This window comes from Chryseobacterium sp. Leaf405, from assembly GCF_001425355.1.
Taxonomy (GTDB): Bacteria; Bacteroidota; Bacteroidia; order Flavobacteriales; family Weeksellaceae; genus Chryseobacterium.
Window position 1 is genome coordinate 996,127 of the sequence record NZ_LMQN01000015.1, and the last position, 21,218, is coordinate 1,017,344.

Sequence of the window (21,218 nt, forward strand, 5' to 3'; positions counted from 1 at the left end):
TATTAGCAATACTCATCGTAAGCAGCCTGAAGATTCGCAGCAATAGCTCCTGCAGGATTACCTTCAATGTGATGTCTTTCAAGCATGTGAACTAATTCTCCATCTTTAAAAAGTGCTACACAAGGAGAGCTTGGAGGAAATGGTGCCAAATGTTTCCTCGCTTCAGCTACTGCTTCTCCGTCGAAACCTGCGAACACTGTCGTTAAATGATCTGGTTTTTTATCACCTGTCAAAGAATAAACAACTCCCGGTCTAGCCGCACCTGCTGCACATCCGCAAACAGAATTGATCACCAATAGAGTAGTTCCTGATTGCTTCAATGCTTCTTCTACCTGAGCAGGATTTGTAAGGTCTGTAAAACCTTTATCTGTAAGTTCTGCCTTCATTGGCATTACTAAATCTGTTGGATACATATTTTTGTTTTTAAATCTATTGCAAAGGTAAACAATTCTTTATGGCCAATCAATATATAAAAACTATCGCTGCTTTTTGAAAATAGTATGAATTGTCTGTTAATTATATAAAGATATATTGATTTTTATGTATAAAAAATATTAATATTAAAATAAAATTGCTAAATTTGAAATGATTCTGAAAATACTATTGAGAAAAACAAGTATATTATTATCAATTTAATTTTTCAGTTTTCATTCGCCTTAGAGTAAAGAGTTTTTTTAACAAGCATTAAGAAAATAAATGAAGCCCGAAACTTAGCGTCTCGGGCTTCTTTAATCAAATCGATATGCAAAGAGATTGAATATCCAATATAAATGATTGATAAACTATGAATCACAATTGATATAAACCATGATTCATTAATTATCAATTATTTTATGAAAGCAGTTTTTTCGCCATTTCAGAAATACTTTTTCCGTCTGACTTTCCTGCAAATGTTTTTGAAGCAACTCCCATTACTTTACCTAAATCTTTCATAGATTCAGCGCCGGTTTCTGAGATAATCTGCTTCATTTCTGCTTCCAATTCTTCAGGAGAAAGCTGTTTTGGTAAAAACTGCTCGATTACTTTCATCTGAGCATCTTCTACTTCTGCCAAGTCATTTCTTCCCTGTGCAGTAAACTGATCGTAAGAATCCTTACGCTGTTTTACCATTCTCTGAAGAATAGCAATTTCCTGTTCAGGTGAAACTTCAGCATCTCTTGCCTCCGTTTTCAATAATAATATCTGAGACTTTACGGCACGAAGAGAGTCTAAAGCAATTCTGTCTTTAGCTCTCATGGCTGTTTTTATAGCTTCGCTTATTGTATTTTCTAAACTCATGGTTTTAAATTTAACAATGTATCAATGTAACAGTTTACCAATTGAGATACTTCGACAAGCTCAGCATGACAGTATTATTTACATTGATACATTTTCACATTGTTATATTGATTTTAATCAACGTCTTTATTCAAAAATCTGTTTTCTCTGATCTGCATATTCCCATTATTATCAGACATATAAGTATTGATGTTTTGGTCTGATGCATTGTTTCCATCAAGGGAAATGTTTTTTCTCTTGAAGGCGGGCACAGATTCGAATTCGCTTGAGCTATCAAAACTTTGATAACGTGAATTGAATTCTTTTAACTTATTTCTTCTTTCAATCACTCTTTCCTGGTCTACGGTTTTATTCACAAATGTGAACTCATCTTCAGCAGGTTTTGGAGTCTCAGTTTCTGTTTTATTTTCAACAACAGGCTCTTCTCTTAAATTCTGAAAGAAATGCTCTACTTTTTGAAGCGGTTCTTCGGTTAATTGATTTACCTCATTTGCTGTTGCTAGTTCAGCTTTTGGCTGCCCAAAATCAGACTTTGTTTCATTGCTGGTAGGTTCATTTACAAAGAAGCTGAATTCAACAGGTTTTTCCTGTGAATACGAATGTCCAAAATTATTTGACTGAGGTTCTTCCTTTTTGTTATCAAAATCAAATTTGAAGGATTCGATCTCCAAATCATTTGGGTCGTCATGTTCTTCATCTGCAGCAAACAGGCTGAAAGACTCTTCCTCTTCTTCATTTCTCCAGCTCTGAGCTGTATCTTCCTCTTTATCAAAGAAATTGATTTCAGTTTTAGTCTCTTCGTTGCCAATAATCATTTTTTTTTCAGTAGACGTAGCTCCGTACTGTGGAGTATGGTTGTCTTCGTCATCTAATCTGAAAAGGCTTTTTCCGCCAAAACTATAATCTTGCTCAGGAGCAGTTTGTCTTTCTTCTCTGGATTTGAAAGGAGATTCTTTCGGAGAATCAAGGCTGTCATTTAAACTGATTTTGATTTTCTCTGTCGGTCCTGCAAATTTTTTATCATCGTTAGAAAAACCTGTAGCGATAACCAAAACGCTTACTGCATCTCCTAATTCTTCATCTGCTCCAACCCCAAAAATGATGTCAGCCGTGTGACCAGCTTCTTTCTGGATATGATCCATGATAGTACCGATCTCATCCATTGTAACTTCCTCTGTACCGCTTCTGATCAACAATAGAACATTTTTAGCCCCTGTAATTTTGTTATCATTCAATAACGGAGAATCAAGAGCTTTTCTTACTGCTTCTTCGGCTTTGTTTTCACCTGAAGCCAATCCTGTAGACATCAAAGCTGTCCCGGAATTTTGAAGTACAGATTTAGCATCTCTAAAGTCAATGTTGACATCAAAGTATCCTGTAATAACTTCCGCCATTCCCTTTGCGGCATTGGTTAAGACTTCATCGGCTTTTGAAAATCCCTGTTTGAATCCAAGGTTTCCGAATTGCTGTCTTAATTTATCGTTATTGATTACAATTAATGAATCAACATTATTTCTTAATTTATCAAGACCGTTTTCGGCTTGTTCTAATCTTCTTTTACCTTCAAAACTGAAAGGAACCGTAACGATGCCAACGGTAAGAATTCCCATATCTTTTGCCACTTTAGCAATAACGGGAGCCGCACCAGTTCCAGTACCACCACCCATTCCTGCGGTGATAAACACCATCTTGGTATTTTGTCCCATGGCAGCTTTTATCTCTTCAATGCTTTCGATAGCAGATTTTTCACCTACTTCAGGGTCTGCTCCTGCGCCAAGACCTTCAGTAATGGTAGTTCCCAACTGTACTTTGTTGGCAACCGGGTTATTATCTAACGTTTGGGCATCTGTATTACAAACTACGAAATCTACTCCATAGATTCCTTTCTCGTACATGTGCTTTAAGGCGTTGTTTCCACCACCGCCAACACCGATTACTTTAATGATCGATGAATTTCCTTTTGGTAAATCAAATGAAAATCCTTGTGTACCTATATTTTCCATACCTATTTTTTTAATAATTGATAACCGACTGATGATAATTGATAAGATAGTCATTTATCGATTACCATTCATCATTTATTTTACTCTACTTCTTCAAAGAATTTTTTTACTTTTTCCATCAATGACTGCCCGAAAGTCAGTTTTGCTGCTCTTTTATTCGCCTGCTGCTCATGAAATATTTCCTGTTGCTGAACCGGTTCTTCCTGCTGCACAGACTGTTGGGTTGTTTCAACTAAAGATTCTACCGTATCAGGTTTTGGCTGAACTTGTTCCTGAGCAGGTTCTTCGTCTATGATATTTATTTTTTTATCACGGATTTTTAAACTTTCCATTAATAATCCAATAGACGTAGCAAATTCCGGTCCTTTAAGATACTGATTTTTATCATTCGCAATATATTCATTTGCAAAACCAATTCTGCTGTCGAATCCTGTTGTATAATTTGCCAGCTGACGAAGGTGCTTAAGATTTGAACCACCGCCCGTTAGAACGATTCCTGCGATCAGTTTTTTCTTCTGCTCGAAGGCTCCGTAAGCTTTTAATTCGGTATTTACCATTTCCAAAATTTCCTCAACTCTTGCATTAATGATTTGTGCTAAAGTTTTTAACGAAATTTCTTTATCCGGTCTTCCGTGAAGTCCGGGAATCGTAACGTAGGTACTATCTTTCTCAAGCTCAGGAACTGCGGAACCGAATTTTACTTTCAGTTGCTCTGCATGTTTTTCTATAATGGAACAGCCTTCTTTGATGTCTTCTGTAATAATCCCGCCTCCGTAAGGGATTACACAAGTATGACGGATAATATTATCTTTAAATATAGCAATATCTGTTGTACCACCACCGATATCTACGATAGCAACTCCGGCTTCTTTTTCTTCTTTTGTAAGTACGGCTTCAGAGGACGCCAATGGTTCCAAAGTAAGGGCTTCCATTTCCAAACCAGCTTCACGAACACATCTTGCGATGTTTCGGATGCTTCCCATCTGACCAACAACAACGTGGAAATTAGCTTCCAGACGTTTTCCGTGCATACCGACAGGTTCTTGGATTTCACCTTCAGAATCCACTTTATATTCTTGTGGTAAAACATGAATTATTTCTTCTCCAGGAAGCATGACCAGTTTTTTTACCTGATCTTTTAATGCTTCAATATCGTCGTCTGTTATGAATTTGTCGGGGTGCTCACGCATAATATAATCGGAGTGCTGGAGAGAACGGATATGTTTCCCGGCAATCCCAACCGTTACTTTACGGATAGGAACTCCTGCGCTTGACTGTGCCTCAGATACAGCCGCTTTGATTGAATTAATTGTCTGCGAAATATTATTCACAATACCTTTGTGAACCCCAAGACTTTTCGCCTTTCCTACACCGAGAACTTCTATTTTCCCGTGCGCATTCCTCCTTCCGACAATCGCAACAATCTTTGTTGTCCCGATGTCCAGACCTACTGAATACTCTTGATTTTCCATTTTTATACCGATTTGATTTTTGATTTTTTCAGTCCTGTTTTAATAGGAGCATCAGGTTTTACCCTGATTTTATATTGATTGTTCTTTGGGAACGTTTCTTTATTCTATTTTAACTTTTGCTTTCGGTTTTGACGCCGATGTTTTCTTTTCTGTTTTTTTGTTTTCCTTTGGTTTAGTTGAAGCTTTGGGTTTTATGTTTTCCTTCGGTTTTGAAGTTGAACTCGTTTTCCTAGCTGCTTTTTTTATTTCTTCTAACTTAGGTTTATCATCCGTTTTTTTGAGGATTAATGGTGCTTTTGCCAATTCCTTATTTCCTGCTTTTAAAATACTGTCGTTTTCTTTATAATTAGGATTTAAAGTCGTTACAATCTGGTTCTGATATTTCACAGAAATCATATTGTACTTTTCAGGATCCTGAAACACGAGATATTTTTCTACAAATGTTTTAAAACCTTTTACCTTAAAATCAATATTATCCAAATCCCCAATTTCTACCTTATAATTTCCTTCGCTGGTCAGAAGATAGTAATCATCATGACTGTCTTTTGAGATTCCGATGAAATATTTTTTGCTGAAATCATCTTTGTCGATTTTGTCAACCAGTTCAGCCAACTTTTTATATTCATCTTTTTTCACATTTCCTGTCACCAACATACAAGGATGCGAATAGGTTCTTGAAATAGGAAATTCGGTCCCTCGTTGATCGACATAAAAATCTTTTCCTTCTTTATTTAATCTGAAAACAGGAACCCTTTGTTTAATATCTAAATTTAATTTTCCGTTTAGGTTTAAATAAACATTGGCACTGTCGACCGCCGGAAGATTATTAATTCTTTTTTCTAATGCCGGAATATTTAAATCTCCAACTTTGCCAGACGGATTTTCTTTTTTTACGATATCAAGAATATCTTTTTCATCGATAAAATACACCGGAGTTTTCTCATTCATTTTTACAGAAATCTTATTGTCCGTAATCTTCTGACCGCTAAATTTCTTCAACGAGAAGCTCAACAGAAATCCAAGAATGATTACTGTAACGGCAATTTTTAATATTCTGTACTTATTTTTCATTATTTTAAGATGACAGATTTTAGACGTCAGATTTCAGACATTTAAAGCTGTTTTAAAATTTTTATTAATTCTTTATTTATTTTCCATCCACTCACAAATAGGATCATATAGTGTATCAATATTTCCTGCGCCTACGGTGAGAATAATATCAAAATCTTTTTCTTTTATTCTGTTGAAAACCTCACCTAATGTTGAAACTTCCTTTTTATCTAAAGTTACTTTTTCTAACAGCCAATCTGAAGTAATTCCTTCAAAATTTTCCTGAAGTTCTCTTGCCGGATAAATATCCAATAAAATCAATTCATCTGCCTGGCTTAAACTTTCTCCAAACCCATCTGCAAAATCTCTCGTTCTGCTGAACAAATGCGGTTGAAAAGTCACCAATAATTTCTTTTCAGGATAAAATGTTCGGATTGAGCTCACTACAGCATTAATTTCAGTTGGATGATGCGCGTAATCGTCGATGTAAATTTTACCGTTTTCGTATCTGTGTTTGGTGTATCTTCTTTTAATTCCTTTGAAATTGGTAATCGCTTTTTTCAAAGTTTCAAAATCAACTCCTAAATTGTTTAAAATCGCTAATGCAACCGTTGCATTTTCAACATTGTGAATTCCCGGAATGTCCCAGACAAAATCTTTAATAGTTTCAGTTGGCGTATGAAAATCAAAATAGATTTTATCGTTCTCCATTCTGAGGTTATCCGAGTAATAATCTGCAACTTCATTCACCGCATAGGTGATGTGTGATCTTCCGATTTCAATTCCTTTTCTTACAAAAAGTTGTTTGTCATTGGGAACTAAAGCTGCAAATTGTTTAAAACCTTCTTCAATTGTACTTATATCGCCATAAATATCCAAATGATCTGCATCTGTGGAAGTTATCACCGCCCAGTCCGGAGAAAGGTTCAGGAAACTTCTGTCATATTCATCTGCTTCAACCACAGAATATTGCGAACCATTATACAGAAAATTTGACTTAAAGTTCTCAGAAATTCCTCCTAAAAAACAGGAAAACGGTAAATCTGCTTCTTTGCACAAATGGGCAACCAAGGTGGAAGTCGTTGTTTTCCCATGTGTTCCTGCAACGGCAATACAATCTGTATTTTCGGTGATTAAACCTAAAACTTTTGCACGTTTTAGTACTTCAAATTGGTTTTCATTAAAATAATCCAAAATTCCCAGCTTTTTTATGGCCGGAGTATAGATTACCAATGTATTTTCTTTCTGAAGATCGGTAATTTTTTCACCAATTACATCATCAAAAACAATATCAATTCCCTCATTCATCAATTGCTGAGTGAGTTTGGTATTGGTTTTATCATATCCCAATACTTTTTTACCCGAAGCGTGGAAGTAACGAGCCAGTGCGCTCATTCCAATACCTCCGATCCCGATGAAGTAAAAATTTTGATATGTTTCTAAATTCTTCATTTATATTAAATTAAAAGATTAAGTAATTATGGTATTTAAAGATTTGTAATATCTTAATCTCTGAATTCCTCAATTTTTTAATCCTACTTTATTATTTTAAAAATTTCGTCTACAATCTCTTTTGCAGCATTTGGCTTGGCAAAATATTTCAGATTTTCAGACATTTCTTTTCTTACATTTTCATTTTCGCAGATTTCTGAAAGGGTATTCCAGAATTTTTCCTGCATTTCAGAGTCTTTTACCATTCTTGCTGCATTTTTTTCAACCAGATTCATAGCATTTTTGGTTTGATGATCTTCTGCTGCGAAAGGGAAAGGAACCAATAACACTGGCTTCTGTGCCACTGCCAACTCTGAAATAGCAATTGCACCCGCTCTAGAAACAATCACATCTGCTGCAGAATAGGCTGTTTCCATGTCTTTGATGAATTCCTTCAACTGAATCTGAGATCCGAAATCTGAAATTTGAGTTTCATTGCTCAGCTCTTTAAAATCTAATTTCCCTGTTTGCCAGATCAACTGATATCCTTTTTCTTTTAGGTTTTCTAGATTATTTTTCCAGCCGTTATTTAATGTTCTTGAGCCCAAAGAGCCGCCAACAGATAAAATCGTCAGTTTATCTTTATCTAAACCCAATTTTTCTTTCGCCTGAGCAGTTTCCTGTATTCCTGAAATAATATTCTCACGAATTGGATTCCCCAGAAACTGTATTTTTTCGGCTGGAAAACCTTCCACTTTTGGATAGGCTGTAAATACAGCTTTTGCTTTTTTACTTAAAATTTTATTCGTTACACCTGCATGTGCATTCTGCTCCTGAATAAAAATTGGAATTCCCAGTTTGCTCGCTTCATACAAAGCTGGTCCGCTTGCAAAACCTCCTGTTCCCACTGCAAAATCCGGAGCGAAATTTTTAATTATTTTTTTAGATTTAGATAAACTTTTTAAAATCTTAAAAGGCAAACCTAAATTAGATAGCATATTTCCTCTGTCGATTCCGGCGATATCAATTCCTTCAATCTTATAGCCAGCCTGCGGAACTTTTTCCATTTCCATTTTTCCGTTGGCTCCGATGAACAAAAACTCAGCATCAGGAAATCTTTTCTTGATTTCATCTGCAATGGCAATGGCAGGGAAGATGTGACCTCCTGTTCCGCCGCCTGATAATAATACTTTTAGTTTTTTGTTCATTTTAATATCTTATGCTGTAGGTAGATTCTCAATTAAGTCAATAAAATCAACATTTACCCAAATCTCAATTTTATCTTCAATCAATTTTATTGATATTTCTTCAACGTTATAAATAGAATCGTTAAGTTCAATAATTTCATTTGATTCTAATTTATAAGATTTCAAAAAATCGACAATTGTTTCTTTAGTATCGAAAATCAATACATCTTCTAAACTTTTGCTGTCGATAAATCGTAGTACTTGTATTTCCATTTTATTAGTTTAAGCGATATCGTTTATCTCTATAATACTCTGCTTTTTACCCATTCCTTCTTCATCATAAATCTGAATTCTGGAGCTGATATTTAAAATAATTCCCAACTGCAAATATGTTACCAACATTGAGGTACCTCCGTAACTTATTAATGGCAGTGGTTGCCCTGTAACAGGGATTAAATTGACTGCAACTGCAATATTTACAGCAAGTTGTATAAAAATCATCACACCGAGACTGAGTACAAGCAGAGACCCAAAAAATGCGGGCATCTTGCTGGCTATCATCACGATACGAATAATCATAATTAAATATAAACTTATTAGAAAAGCGGCACCAATTACTCCATATTCTTCAACAATTACTGCGAAAATGAAATCCGATGCAGATTGTGGAAGCATTTGTTTTAAAGCACTTTTACCGGGTCCCATGCCGGTAATTCCACCGTGAACGATGGCTGCTTTTGCCTGCATCACCTGATAATTTTTTGCCTTTACACTTTCATCATCAACATCAGCGGTTTTTGCCTTGCTTGAAGTAAATGTCTCGACGCGGCTCATCCATGTATGAACACGGTTTCCGCCGATTAAGTTCGTGTTCAGAGCAATCACTAAAAATAAAACAATCGCAATAAATGATGCGGAGATAAATCCGGCAATGTATTTCCAGTGTAATTGTCCGATAACCAAAACAACTACGGAAACCATTAAGATCATTAATGCTGTAGAACCGTTGTCTTTTGCAACCAGTACAAAAACAAGTAAGATTGGTCCGAAAATGTACATAATATTCTCAATCGGAAGCCTTTCTCTGGTAATTTTCTTGGTTAAATATCTGCACAAATAAATAATCAACATTAAAAAAGCGAACGAAGACGGTTGAAATGAAATCGGTGTTCCCGGAATTTTCAACCATCGGGAAGCACTCGCTCCGTCGATTGTCTGCCCAGTAAACATAGTGATAATCAGTAAAATAACCATCAGACCAAGCATGATACTGCTGAGCTTTCCGATGTATTCGTATTTTATCATTCCGACTACTCTCATGATTCCTAAACCTAAGACAACAAAGAACATATGTTTGATAACGTGACCTGTTGTGGTTCCGTTATTTACGATATATTCCAGATTCGAACTCGCAGAATATACAGGGAAAATAGAGAAAATGGAGATCACAAGGATGACCATCCAAAGCACTTTATCGCCCTTTAGAAATTCAAATCTGTTTTCTGTGTCTTGTTCGTTCATACTTGTGTATTCATGTATTTTTGTAAAATGTATTCATGTTTTGTAATCGTAAATACATTCCTACTTTTTACATTTTACAATTATTTTAATACCTGTTCTTTAAACTGATTCCCTCTGTCTTCATAGCTGTTGAATAAATCAAAACTGGCACAACAAGGAGAAAGTAAAACCGTATCTCCTTTTTTAGCTAAAGATTTTGAGATCTCAACTGCTTTTTCCATGTTTGAAGTGTCATAAATAAATTCTTTTTTGTCTTTGAAGAAGTTGATAATCTTTTCGTTATCAATTCCTAAACACACAATTGCCTTTACTTTTTTCTTAACTAAATCTTCAATTTCGGAATAATCGTTTCCTTTATCTAATCCTCCAACGATCCAAACGGTCGGATTTTTCATGCTTTCTAAGGCGTAATATGTTGCGTTAACATTGGTTGCCTTACTGTCATTGATATATTTTACCCCGTCAATTTCAGAAACAAATTCCAGCCTGTGTTCAACTGCCTGAAAAGTCATTAATGAATTTCTAATGCTTTCATTGTTGATTTCCAGTATTTTACCGGCTATTGAAGCGGCTAAGCTGTTCGCAACATTATGATTTCCAATTAATGATAATTCTTCAATTTTCATTGAGAAATCATCTTTTAGTTTCACTTCAATTTTATCTTCATTAATAAAACCTCCTTCAGTTAATTTTTCTTTGGTTGAAAAAGGGATCATTTTTGCTTTGATCTCTAATTTTTCAAGCAGATTTTTGCTCATTTCATCATCTTTATTGTAGATGAAGAAATTATCATTCTCCTGATTTTCAGTAATTCTGAATTTTGCCAAAGCATATTCTTCATAATTGTAATTGTACTGATCTAAATGATCCTGTGACAAATTCAACAATAAAGAAATATAAGGTCTAAAGTTCTGAATATCATCTAATTGAAAAGAACTGACTTCCAAGACATAATATTCATGATTTTCGTCGGCAACTTGCTTGGCAAAGCTGTAACCGATGTTTCCGCCTAACCCTACATTTAATCCGTCATTTTTCAGGATATAATAGATTAAAGACGTAGTTGTTGTTTTTCCGTTACTTCCTGTAATTGCGATGATTTTAGCATCTGTAAATTCCGAAGCAAATTCAATTTCAGAAGAAAGTCTGATTCCTTTCTCATGAATCTGTTGAATAATTCCTGCTTTTTTCGGAATTCCAGGGCTCTTTACAATCCAGTCGGCGTTTAGAATTCTTTCTTCATCGTGGCTTCCTTCTTCGAACTCAATTTCATTTTCTGTAAGAAATTGCTTATAATGATCCTTAATGGCTCCCTTGTCTGAAAGAAAAACTTCCAAACCTTCTTTTTTAGCCAAATAAGCAGCTCCGCAACCACTTTCTCCTCCTCCTAAAACAACTATTTTCATATTAATATTAATAAATTAAAAGATTTAGAGATTAAGAAATTCAGGAGATTCTAATTTCCAAATCTCTTTAATTTCCGAATTTTTTAATCCCAAACTTTATCTCATCTTCAATGTAATCAGGCATACAATTGCCAGCATTACTCCAATGATAATCATTCTGTTAACTATTTTGCTTTCATGAAAGCCTCCCTTCTGATAATGGTGATGTAAAGGGGACATTCTGAATAGTCTATTGTTTTGGGCATATTCCAGCCCGAATTTTCTTTTTCTGTATTTGAAAACGATGACCTGAAGCATTACGGAGATATTTTCAATTAAAAATATCCCACATAATATCGGAATCATTAATTCTTTTCTTAAAATGATCGCTAAAACAGCAATTACACCTCCCAACATTAAACTTCCTGTATCGCCCATGAAAACTTGGGCAGGATACGTATTATACCAGAAAAATCCGATTACTGCACCTACCATTGCGACGGCAAAAATGGTGGTTTCACCCATGTTTGGGAGGAACATAATGTTCAGATAATCAGCAAAAATGATGTTTCCTGAAAGATATGCGAATAAACCTAATGCTAATAAAATTACGGTGCTTGTTCCAGCCGCCAAACCATCAATTCCATCAGTGATATTCGCTCCGTTGGAAACCGCTGTTACAATGAAAATTACGATCGGGATGAAAACAATCCAAGCCCACTCGTGAGCATCTTTATCATTCATCCAGAATAAAATTCCGCTATAATCGAATTCATTATTTTTTGCAAAAGGAACCGTAGAAACGGCAATTTTTTCTGTAGGCATAAAATTCTGCTCTACATTGTTTCTGTTTACTACTTTAGCATCTGCATATTTTCTTTTAACGGTAATATCGGGATGGAAATACATTGTAACTCCGATAATTAACCCTAATCCAACCTGCCCTACAATCTTAAATTTACCGCTTAAACCATCTTTGTTTTTCTTTATTTTCTTTAAATAATCATCCAAGAAACCAATGGCACCCATCCAAACTACTGAAACTATCAAAAGAACAATATAAACATTGGTAATTCTGGTAAATAATAAAACAGGAATTAACGTTGCTAAAATGATGATAAGTCCTCCCATTGTAGGAGTTCCTTCTTTTTGTTTTTGTCCGTCCAGACCAAGATCACGAACCAATTCGCCCATCTGTTTTGCACGCAGATAGTTGATGATTCTTTTGCCAAATACAAGAGCGATCGTTAATGAGAAAAGTACCGCCATTCCTGCTCGGAAAGAGATGTATTTCAACAATCCAAGTCCGGGAACATGGATGCCGTGGGCGGTTAAATATTCGTATAGATAGTATAACATTTTCTATTTAATTTAAAGATTAAGAAATTAAGGTATTTAGAAATTCGTACTGTCTTAGTTTTTGAATCTCTAAATTTTTTAATTAATTTTTACTTACTCATTAATTTCCAAAGCTCATTGATCGTTTCTTTATCATCAAAATGATGTTTCACACCATTTATTTCCTGATATGTTTCATGACCTTTTCCGGCTACGAGAACAATATCTTTAGGTTCTGAGAATTTTATTGCCATTTTAATGGCTTCTCTTCTGTCTGGTATTGAAGTATATTTGCTGAAGTTTTGAGGTTCAACACCTGCTTCAATCTCTTTTATAATGGCTGCCGGATCTTCCGTTCTCGGATTATCTGACGTGATAATTGCCAACGTAGATTTTTTGCTGGCAATATTTCCCATTTCAGGTCTTTTTGAATGATCTCTGTCGCCACCGCAACCGAAAACCGTTATTAATCTTTCGTTTTTGGTTCTGATGTCATTAATGCTGTCCAGAATATTTTCCAGTGCATCAGGAGTGTGGGCATAATCCACAATGAAGAAAATTCCACCGTCTGACCTGAACGTTTCAAACCTTCCTGAAATTCTTTTCAATTTGCTGATGGCCTGCAAAATTTCGTCCTGCTCAAAACCAAGTTCAGAAGCGATACCGAAAACTAACAACAAATTGTAAATATTAAATTTTCCTGTTAGGGTCGTCCAGAATTCTTTTCCATTAAAATTCAACAGCATTCCGTTGAAGTCAACTTCCAAAGATTTTCCGTGATAATCTGCCATTGTTTTCAAAGCATAAGACTTTTTTGTCGCCTTTGTGTTCTGAAGCATGACATTTCCATTTTTATCATCAACATTGGTGATGGCAACGGCTGTATCTTCTAACTGATCGAAAAATCTTTTTTTCGTTTTTAAATACTCATCAAAAGTTTTATGATAATCTAAATGATCGTGCGTCAAATTGGTGAAACCCGCAATTTTAAAATGTAAGCCTTCAATTCTGTTTTGGGAAATCCCGTGAGAACTGACTTCCATGAAAGCAAAATCACAACCTTCTTCAACTGCCTGAGCCAAAATTTTATTGATCGTAATAACATCAGGAGTCGTATGTGTTGCCGGAATTATTTTTTCTCCGATTCTGATTTCAACGGTAGAAAGTAAAGCCGAATCATATCCTAAATTTTTAAATACATCAAAAAGCAGGGTAGAAACAGACGTTTTTCCATTCGTTCCTGTAACTCCGATTAATTTCAATTTTTCGGAAGGATTTCCGTAGAAGTTTGAAGCCAACTGACCCAAAGTTTTAGACGAATCTTTTACTTTAACGTAAGTAATATTTTCATCTAAATTTTCAGGAAATTCTTCGCAGATAATTGCAGTTGCGCCTTTTTCAACTGAAGATGCAATAAATGAATGCCCATCCACAACCGTTCCTCTCATTGCGATGTACAAAGAGTTTTCCGTAACCTTTCTGCTATCGAAAACCAATTCTAAAACCTCACAAGTGTCGTCACCGTGAATTTCTAATACTGGAATTCTTTTTAATAATTCATTTAACTGCATTTTCTGATGCTTAATATTTAATTCTGCAGAGACAAATAAATTCTCTGATTTTTACTTATTGTCGTGCCTTCCAGGGGGAATTGTTCTGTGATTCTTCCAACTCCTTTAAAATCGACACGGTATCCTAAATTTTCCAATTGCGGGATTACGTTTTTGCCGATTAATCCCACTACGCTTGGCATTTGTTTATTATTTACTGCTACTTTTACATTAGGTTCAACCATTTTATTAAGGTTTACCTTTCTGTCGACAAGCATTTCTTTTTCAATATTTTGTGGAGTTTTTAAGAACGTTTTTCCTGCAATTTCTTTAAACACCGGTGCTGAAACGGTTCCTCCGTAAAATCCTTTTGCCGTGTTGGGCTCGCTGATCATCACATAACATGTATATTTCGGATTATCAGCCGGATAAAATCCTGCAAACGAAGCTCTATATTTCATGGGACCAGGCAGCCAATATTCAAATCTTGCCGTTCCGGTTTTTCCTGCCATTTTCAAGTTGGGTGTGAAAATACTTTTTCCTGTTCCTTTTTCCACCGCTTTTGTCAAGGCGCTTGTCATCATTTTGATTGCCTTTTCAGAAGCCATTTTATCAACAATTACTTCCGGTTTTGCATTGTACATGATTTTTCCGTCTTTCATGATTTTATCAATAAAAAGAGGTTTCAACATTTTGCCACCGTTAGCAACCCCGTTATAGAAAGTTGCTAATTGTAATAAATTGATGTTCGATGAATATCCATAGGCGATTGAAGCCAATGTTGCGGCATTCCACCTTTTACTTTCCGGAGTTACGATTCTTGGTTTTGTAATTCCCGGAAGCTCGATGTCCATTTTGTCAAACAATTTCCAACGTCTTAAATGATCAAGGAAAATCTGGGGTTTATCAGCGTAATATTTTGTGATTAATTTTGCAGAACCTACGTTGCTGGATTTTGCTAAAACATCACTGATATCGTAAACTCCGCCACCGTGACCGTCTGAAATTCTTTGTTTCGCATACACCCAAACTCCGTTTCCTACATCTACCGTAGTATTTTCATCAATAAAACCATCGTCCATCGCTGCTAATAATGAAATCGTTTTAAAGGTAGAACCAGGTTCAATATTATCTTTTAAAGCATAATTATAGGAATCTACGTAATCGCCATCATCATTTCTTCTTAAATTAACCAGAGCACGAACTTTTCCGGTTCCCACTTCCATTACCACAACAGTTCCGTGTTTCGCTTCGAAATTGATGAGTTGTTTTTGAAGAGCAGAATGCGCAATGTCTTGAATTCTAAGGTCTAATGTTGTGTAAACATCTTCGCCGTCAACAGGTTCCTGAACTTTCCAGAAATCGATAGGTTTCCATTGAGATGAATTGATTCTTTGTTCGAATCTTTTCCCGTCGGTTCCTTTTAAATATTTTGAAAAAGCACCTTCTAAACCGGCTTTTACTTCACCTTCATCCATACCGATTGTTCCGGCTCCGATTTCTGAAGTTGCCAATTCTCTTTTGTAATTTCTGTCTACAATGAAGCCGCCTTTGTTTTTCCCTCTTTTAAAAATCGGAAACTTTCTGATTCTGTCATACTGATCGAAATCCAGACCCTTTACCAATGTGAAATACTGGTTTTTCTTTTTTCTCTGTTCGTCAAATCTTTTTCTGAATTCAATTTTTGATTTCCCGAACATTTTGCTTAAAGAATCTGTCAACGGACCAATATTATTGGTGTAGACCGTATCTTTCATGGTTTTAAAATCAAGATAGATATCGTAACGCATCACCGTAGTCGCCAGAATAGATCCGTCGGAAGCAAATAAATTTCCACGTGCGGCTTTCAAAGTGGCTGTTCGGTAATTGTTGTTGATGTAATCATCTTTGATCTCCTGAACATTCGTATTCTGAAGAATTACAATTCTCGCCAGGAACATTACAAACACGCACAAAGCCACCACTGCGAAGAGGTAGCCCCATCTTAACGTATTTCTACGTTTGTTATCGTATTCACTTGGCTTTTGCATCTGTTCTATCTATTTTTATGAGCAGTTTATGAGGATGGCTTTCCAGAGTCATTAAAGAGTCCCGGGCTACCTCTTTCCCCAATTGCGATTCCATTTTTACTTTAATCAGCTTACTTTGGGCGTAAGCGTTTCGTGATTTATATTCTTCTGTTTCTTCTTTTAAAGCATTAACAATTTTAATTTTCTTGTTGACGAGATGATTCGTATAAATCATTGCCATCATCAAGACAAACAACAGCAAAAAGTACTTGTAGTGTACTTTTATCTCGTCACGGTTCAGGAAATTACCTTTTATAATATCTATAAAAGTTAATCTCTTCTGAGGACGATTTGTTGTTGCTCTTTTTGCCACAGACTTTGTCTGATTTTATTAATTATTGTTTTTTAACCACCCCGTCAAAAATTCTTTCGAATTTTCGCCACCCCTCCAAAGGAGGAGAATTCAGATGTGAGAATTATCCCACTTTAATTCCCGTTCTCATTTTAGCACTTCTGGCTCTTGAGTTTTCTTCAATTTCCTTATCATCTGGGATAATCGCTTTACTCTTTACCAATTCAAATGCTTTTTCGTAATTTCCGTAAATGTCTCTTTGGGGTTCTCCTTCAAACATTCCGTTTTTCAAAAATCTTTTTACCAGTCTGTCTTCTAGAGAATGGTAAGAGATTACGACCAATCTTCCTTCCGGCTTCAAAACATTGTAAGCCTGAACCAGCATTTCTTTTAAAACTTCCAGTTCCTGGTTTACTTCAATTCTTATCGCCTGAAATAATTGAGCGTAAAATTTATTCACTTTATGCGGCGGAAGATAGCTGAATAATTTTTTCAGATCTTCAGTCGTATTGATGGTTTTGGTTTTTCTGTGATGAACAATATCTCTAGCCAGTTTTCTTGCTTCTCTCAGTTCACCGTAATAATAAAAAATATCTGCCAGCTGATCTTCTTCATAATCATTGATTACTCTTTTGGCATCCAGACCCTGCATCACATTCATTCTCATGTCCAAAGGAGCATTGCTTCTGGTAGAGAAACCTCTGTCTGCTTCATCGAACTGGTGAGAAGAAACGCCTAAATCTGCTAAAACTCCGTCAACTTTCGGAACCCCATACATCAATAAAGAGTTTTCCAGAAATCTGAAATTCTGATTAATTAATGTAAATCTTGAGTCATCAATTGTATTTTTAAGAGCATCTAAGTCCTGATCAAAACTGAACAATCTTCCTTTGTCGGAAAGTCTGCTCAATATCTCTCTTGAATGACCGCCGCCGCCAAAAGTACAGTCTACATATGTTCCGTCCGGATTCGTCACCAAATCATCAACACTTTGCTTCAGCAAAACAGGATTATGATACATTTTACGTTGTGTTTTTTTACGCCTTTTTCTAATAATCAGCGTGGTTATTCTTCATCGAAAGCTCCCATTACGTCTTCGGCAAGGCTGGCAAAATCAATTTCATTGGTAGAAATTACTTTCTCATACGCTTCTTTATCCCAAATTTCAAATAATTCTCCGGCACTTGTAATCACAATATCTTTTTGAAGATTTGCGAAATGTGTCAGATCTTTTGAAATCTGCAATCTTCCTGCATTATCCAATTCTACAGTTTTTACTCCTGCCGTAAACATTCTAATGAAATCAGCGTTCTTTTTTATGAATCTGTTCAGTTTGTTAATATTGCCCATCACTTTATCCCATGCGTTCATAGGATAGACTTCCAGACAAGATTGGAACACGGATCTTTTGACTACAAACGCCTTGTCGTCGAAGTCTTCCATCTGTTTTATTAAAGATGAAGGAACTTTTAGTCGGCCCTTGTCGTCAATTTTACACTCATATGTTCCAATGAAACTCCTCATTTGGGACAAATTTATATAATAATTTCCAATATCTCCCACTTTTTCCCACTTTTTGACTCAATGTTAATAAGTTTTATTAAAGATTTAGGTTTAAGGGCATAAGTGTTTGATATGTTGTTGTTTGAGAAAGGTATTATTTAAGCCATAATAAAGAGATTTTCAAAAAAGAAGTTAAAAAGATGGTTATTATATTATTTTTACTTTAAATTAGGCATATCAAAATATTTTTGAGGTTTAATTTGTATTTTTGCAAGGCTTTATTAAGGCATTTTATGATATTTAGTACAAAAAAAGAAAAGAAATATACTTTTGTTGAGGCGGGAGAAGGACATCCACTGGTGCTTTTGCACGGGTTAATGGGTGGTTTGAGTAATTTCAATAAGATGGTAGATTTTTTTTCGCAAAGAGGATTCAAAGTATACGTTCCTCAATTGCCGATTTACGATTTGCCGGTACTCAATACCAATCTTACCACAATCGCAAAATATATTATTAAGTTTATAGAAGGTCAGACTTCGGAACCGGTAACTATTGTAGGAAACTCATTGGGGGGACATGTCGGGTTAATTTTAACGCTGGCAAGACCTGATTTGGTTAAAAATTTGGTGCTTACAGGAAGCTCGGGTTTGTATGAAAGAACTTTCGGAGACAGTTTTCCGAGAAAAAATGACCGCTCCTATATAAGAAAGAAGACAGAAGATGTTTTTTATGATCCGGCGATTGCTACTGAAGAATTGGTAGACGAGGTTTTTGGTGTTGTGAATGACAGGATGAAAGGAATAAAAACCGTAATGCTGGCAAGAAGTGCTATCAAGCACAATATGCTCCATGATCTTCCTAAAATTTTAACACCAACGTGTTTGATTTGGGGAAAACAGGATAATGTAACACCACCGGAAGTTGCGGAAGATATGCACAAATTTATCCCGAATTCGGAACTTTTCTGGATTGATAAATGCGGTCACGCAGCGATGATGGAAAAACCAGATGAATTCAACGAAATTCTCTACAACTGGGTAAAAGATAAAGTTTAAAATACAATATAAATGACCATTAAGAGCTTTTCTTGATGGTTTATTTTTCTAAAAAAGATTCTAAAAAATGGTTATTAAAACAGCAACATTTGTAAAAAGCAGCGGAAAATGGCAGGAGTGTCCGGAACCTGACAGAGCAGAATATGCTTTTATCGGAAGGTCTAATGTTGGAAAATCATCACTGATTAATGCAATGATGAATCATAAAGATTTGGCTAAAACTTCGGGAACTCCAGGGAAAACTCAGCTTATTAACCATTTTTTAGTTAACGAAAGCTGGTATTTGACAGATTTACCTGGATATGGATATGCAAAAGTATCGAAATCAATCAGAAAGGATTTTGAAAAACTGATTACCAATTATATTTTAAACAGAAAAAATTTAGTCAATCTTTTTGTTTTGGTAGATTCAAGACACAAACCGCAGCAAATTGATCTGGAATTTATCCAATGGTGTGGAGAAAGCGGAGTTCCGTTTTCAATTGTTTTTACGAAAGTAGACAAGCTTAAACCAAATATTGCCATTAAAAATGTAGAAGATTATAAAGCCGAACTTCACAAAACATGGGAAGATCTGCCAGAGCTATATGTGACTTCTGCTGAAAAGAAAACCGGGGGCGACGAAATCCTGAATTTCATTCAGAAAACCAACGAATTCTTAACCAATAACAGTGTGAATTTCAATGAGTAATATTATTTGGAAGATTAAAACTTTCAATGAGTTTACCGTTCCTGAATTATATGCGGTTTTAAAAGCAAGAATTGATGTTTTTGTGATCGAACAGAATTGTCCGTATCCCGATCTGGATAATTATGACCAGAAAGCCATTCATATCTGGGCGGAAGACAACGGTGATATTCTGGCGTATTGTCGAATTTTTGACAAAGGAATTAAATATGATGAAACTTCGATAGGAAGAGTTTTAACAACAGAAAAAGGGAGAGGAAAAAGTTTAGGAAAACAATTAATTCAGTATGCTGTTGAAACCATCGAAAACCGTTTCCATACTACTGAGGTCAGGATTTCTGCGCAGGATTATTTATTAAAATTCTATGGAGATTTTGGTTTTGTAGATACCGGAAAAAAATATTTGGAAGACAACATTCCGCATACGGAAATGTTGAGAAAATAAAGAAAAGCGAGGAAATTATTCTTCGCTTTTTTAGTTAAATATAGAAAATGGTCGTTAGTTTTTGTTTGAAATGGCTTTTAGAATAATTGGTTCAATATTAGAAGGAAGATCGGCAGATTTTATCTGATAATTTTTAATTTTCATTTCTCTAAACCAGTTTTCCCAGTATTCTTTAATGACGCCTTCTTCAAACGGATTTCCCTTTTCTGGATTGATTCCCAGTACAATAACTTCAAGATTACTCAGGTTATCATTGGCTTTTACGAACCCAAATTTATTTTTCTCAATTGTATTTTTAAAATTTGAGGTGGTGAGATTATTGGCTTTAATCAATTTTGAAGTTAAGTAAGAAGTCTTATTTTCTTCGTTAAACTTGGTGTTGTCGTGATACATATATCCGTCAGTCAGAATGAAAAGAATATTTCTACGATCATCTTTAATACAATAGTCTTTTACTTTATTCTTGAAAAATTCCCAAATATCTGATCCAACATAATTTCCATCGTGAATGGCTGACTGATAAATATTTAAAGGTAATTCAGAATATTTTTTATCAACAGCTTCGAAATAATTTCTTTCGGTATTTTTATCAAAAGAAACCTTCAACTCTTTCGTAAACTCGTTCATTTTCGGGTCTAAAGGTTCCGGATTGAAGAACACCTGCATCTGATCGTCATAAGTAATGATTTTTTTTGATTTAATATGATTGAGAAATCCTTTTTCAATCGCTTTGATGTATTCCGTATCTCGTTGGAAATACTCCATTGTAGGATTCGGATTGGCAGAAGGATCAATTCTGTCGGATAAATCTATTAAAATACTGACGTTGATGTTATTTGGATCAGCAATAACTGAATCTTTTTCATTTCCTGGATCTTTCGGAGCATCTTTGCAACAAGAGACCAAACTCAAAATCATTAATACATAAAGTAATTTTTTCATAATTTGTGA

The 21,218-nt window shown here is 35.2% G+C and carries 20 protein-coding genes; 3 read left to right on the forward strand and 17 right to left on the reverse strand.

Annotated features, from left to right (window positions below):
• Nucleotides 1-2: 2 nt before the first annotated feature.
• From ASG22_RS14480 to mraZ, 16 genes are all read right to left on the reverse strand, one after another.
• Nucleotides 3-413: a BrxA/BrxB family bacilliredoxin gene (locus tag ASG22_RS14480; protein WP_055985992.1), complete on the reverse strand. Its 411-nt coding sequence runs from the start codon at nt 411-413 to the stop codon at nt 3-5.
• Between the two features lie 418 nt (nt 414-831).
• Entirely contained in the window at nt 832-1,278 is a 447-nt protein-coding gene (locus ASG22_RS14485) for a GatB/YqeY domain-containing protein (RefSeq protein WP_055985995.1), read from the reverse strand.
• Between the two features lie 113 nt (nt 1,279-1,391).
• Nucleotides 1,392-3,281 (reverse strand): cell division protein FtsZ, encoded by a 1,890-nt coding sequence (gene ftsZ, locus ASG22_RS14490; protein ID WP_055985998.1) that lies wholly within the window; start codon nt 3,279-3,281, stop codon nt 1,392-1,394.
• Between the two features lie 80 nt (nt 3,282-3,361).
• A complete protein-coding gene (gene ftsA, locus ASG22_RS14495) occupies nt 3,362-4,753 on the reverse strand; it encodes a cell division protein FtsA (RefSeq protein WP_055986001.1) in 1,392 nt (463 codons plus the stop codon).
• 99 nt (nt 4,754-4,852) lie between these two features.
• Nucleotides 4,853-5,824: a cell division protein FtsQ/DivIB gene (locus ASG22_RS14500; RefSeq protein WP_055986004.1), complete on the reverse strand. Its 972-nt coding sequence runs from the start codon at nt 5,822-5,824 to the stop codon at nt 4,853-4,855.
• A 72-nt stretch (nt 5,825-5,896) separates the two neighbouring features.
• Nucleotides 5,897-7,255 carry a UDP-N-acetylmuramate--L-alanine ligase gene (gene murC / locus ASG22_RS14505; RefSeq protein WP_055986008.1) on the reverse strand — a complete coding sequence of 453 codons (1,359 nt, stop codon included), beginning with the start codon at nt 7,253-7,255 and terminating at the stop codon, nt 5,897-5,899.
• 83 nt (nt 7,256-7,338) lie between these two features.
• Complete coding sequence (gene murG, locus ASG22_RS14510; RefSeq protein ID WP_055986010.1) at nt 7,339-8,442, reverse strand: undecaprenyldiphospho-muramoylpentapeptide beta-N-acetylglucosaminyltransferase; 1,104 nt, start codon at nt 8,440-8,442, stop codon at nt 7,339-7,341.
• A gap of 9 nt (nt 8,443-8,451) precedes the next feature.
• Complete coding sequence (locus ASG22_RS14515) at nt 8,452-8,694, reverse strand: hypothetical protein (protein ID WP_055986013.1); 243 nt, start codon at nt 8,692-8,694, stop codon at nt 8,452-8,454.
• A gap of 9 nt (nt 8,695-8,703) precedes the next feature.
• Entirely contained in the window at nt 8,704-9,942 is a 1,239-nt protein-coding gene (locus ASG22_RS14520; protein ID WP_055986015.1) for an FtsW/RodA/SpoVE family cell cycle protein, read from the reverse strand.
• 80 nt (nt 9,943-10,022) lie between these two features.
• Nucleotides 10,023-11,348 carry a UDP-N-acetylmuramoyl-L-alanine--D-glutamate ligase gene (murD, locus tag ASG22_RS14525; RefSeq protein WP_055986018.1) on the reverse strand — a complete coding sequence of 442 codons (1,326 nt, stop codon included), beginning with the start codon at nt 11,346-11,348 and terminating at the stop codon, nt 10,023-10,025.
• Between the two features lie 96 nt (nt 11,349-11,444).
• A complete protein-coding gene (mraY, locus tag ASG22_RS14530; protein ID WP_055986021.1) occupies nt 11,445-12,686 on the reverse strand; it encodes a phospho-N-acetylmuramoyl-pentapeptide-transferase in 1,242 nt (413 codons plus the stop codon).
• An 89-nt stretch (nt 12,687-12,775) separates the two neighbouring features.
• Complete coding sequence (locus tag ASG22_RS14535; RefSeq protein ID WP_055986023.1) at nt 12,776-14,236, reverse strand: UDP-N-acetylmuramoyl-L-alanyl-D-glutamate--2,6-diaminopimelate ligase; 1,461 nt, start codon at nt 14,234-14,236, stop codon at nt 12,776-12,778.
• A gap of 17 nt (nt 14,237-14,253) precedes the next feature.
• Nucleotides 14,254-16,245 carry a penicillin-binding transpeptidase domain-containing protein gene (locus ASG22_RS14540; protein WP_055986026.1) on the reverse strand — a complete coding sequence of 664 codons (1,992 nt, stop codon included), beginning with the start codon at nt 16,243-16,245 and terminating at the stop codon, nt 14,254-14,256.
• Entirely contained in the window at nt 16,229-16,597 is a 369-nt protein-coding gene (locus ASG22_RS14545) for an FtsL-like putative cell division protein (protein WP_055986030.1), read from the reverse strand. Before ASG22_RS14545 ends, ASG22_RS14540 begins: the two co-directional genes overlap by 17 nt.
• Nucleotides 16,598-16,700: 103 nt before the next feature.
• On the reverse strand, nt 16,701-17,597 hold the full coding sequence (rsmH, locus tag ASG22_RS14550) for a 16S rRNA (cytosine(1402)-N(4))-methyltransferase RsmH (protein ID WP_055986039.1): 897 nt from the start codon (nt 17,595-17,597) through the stop codon (nt 16,701-16,703).
• A 44-nt stretch (nt 17,598-17,641) separates the two neighbouring features.
• Nucleotides 17,642-18,100 (reverse strand): division/cell wall cluster transcriptional repressor MraZ, encoded by a 459-nt coding sequence (gene mraZ, locus ASG22_RS14555; RefSeq protein WP_055986042.1) that lies wholly within the window; start codon nt 18,098-18,100, stop codon nt 17,642-17,644.
• 272 nt (nt 18,101-18,372) lie between these two features.
• Here mraZ and ASG22_RS14560 point away from each other — a divergent pair, with 272 nt between their 5' ends.
• The 3 genes from ASG22_RS14560 to ASG22_RS14570 all read left to right on the forward strand — a co-directional run bounded on the left by ASG22_RS14560 (nt 18,373) and on the right by ASG22_RS14570 (nt 20,267).
• Nucleotides 18,373-19,134, forward strand: coding sequence for an alpha/beta fold hydrolase (locus ASG22_RS14560; RefSeq protein WP_055986045.1), 762 nt, complete (start codon nt 18,373-18,375; stop codon nt 19,132-19,134).
• A 67-nt stretch (nt 19,135-19,201) separates the two neighbouring features.
• A complete protein-coding gene (gene yihA, locus ASG22_RS14565; RefSeq protein WP_055986048.1) occupies nt 19,202-19,825 on the forward strand; it encodes a ribosome biogenesis GTP-binding protein YihA/YsxC in 624 nt (207 codons plus the stop codon).
• Nucleotides 19,818-20,267: a GNAT family N-acetyltransferase gene (locus ASG22_RS14570; RefSeq protein ID WP_055986051.1), complete on the forward strand. Its 450-nt coding sequence runs from the start codon at nt 19,818-19,820 to the stop codon at nt 20,265-20,267. Before yihA ends, ASG22_RS14570 begins: the two co-directional genes overlap by 8 nt.
• Before the next feature lie 54 nt (nt 20,268-20,321).
• Here ASG22_RS14570 and ASG22_RS14575 read toward each other — a convergent pair whose 3' ends face one another.
• A complete protein-coding gene (locus tag ASG22_RS14575; protein WP_055986053.1) occupies nt 20,322-21,209 on the reverse strand; it encodes a hypothetical protein in 888 nt (295 codons plus the stop codon).
• Between the last annotated feature and the right edge of the window lie 9 nt (nt 21,210-21,218).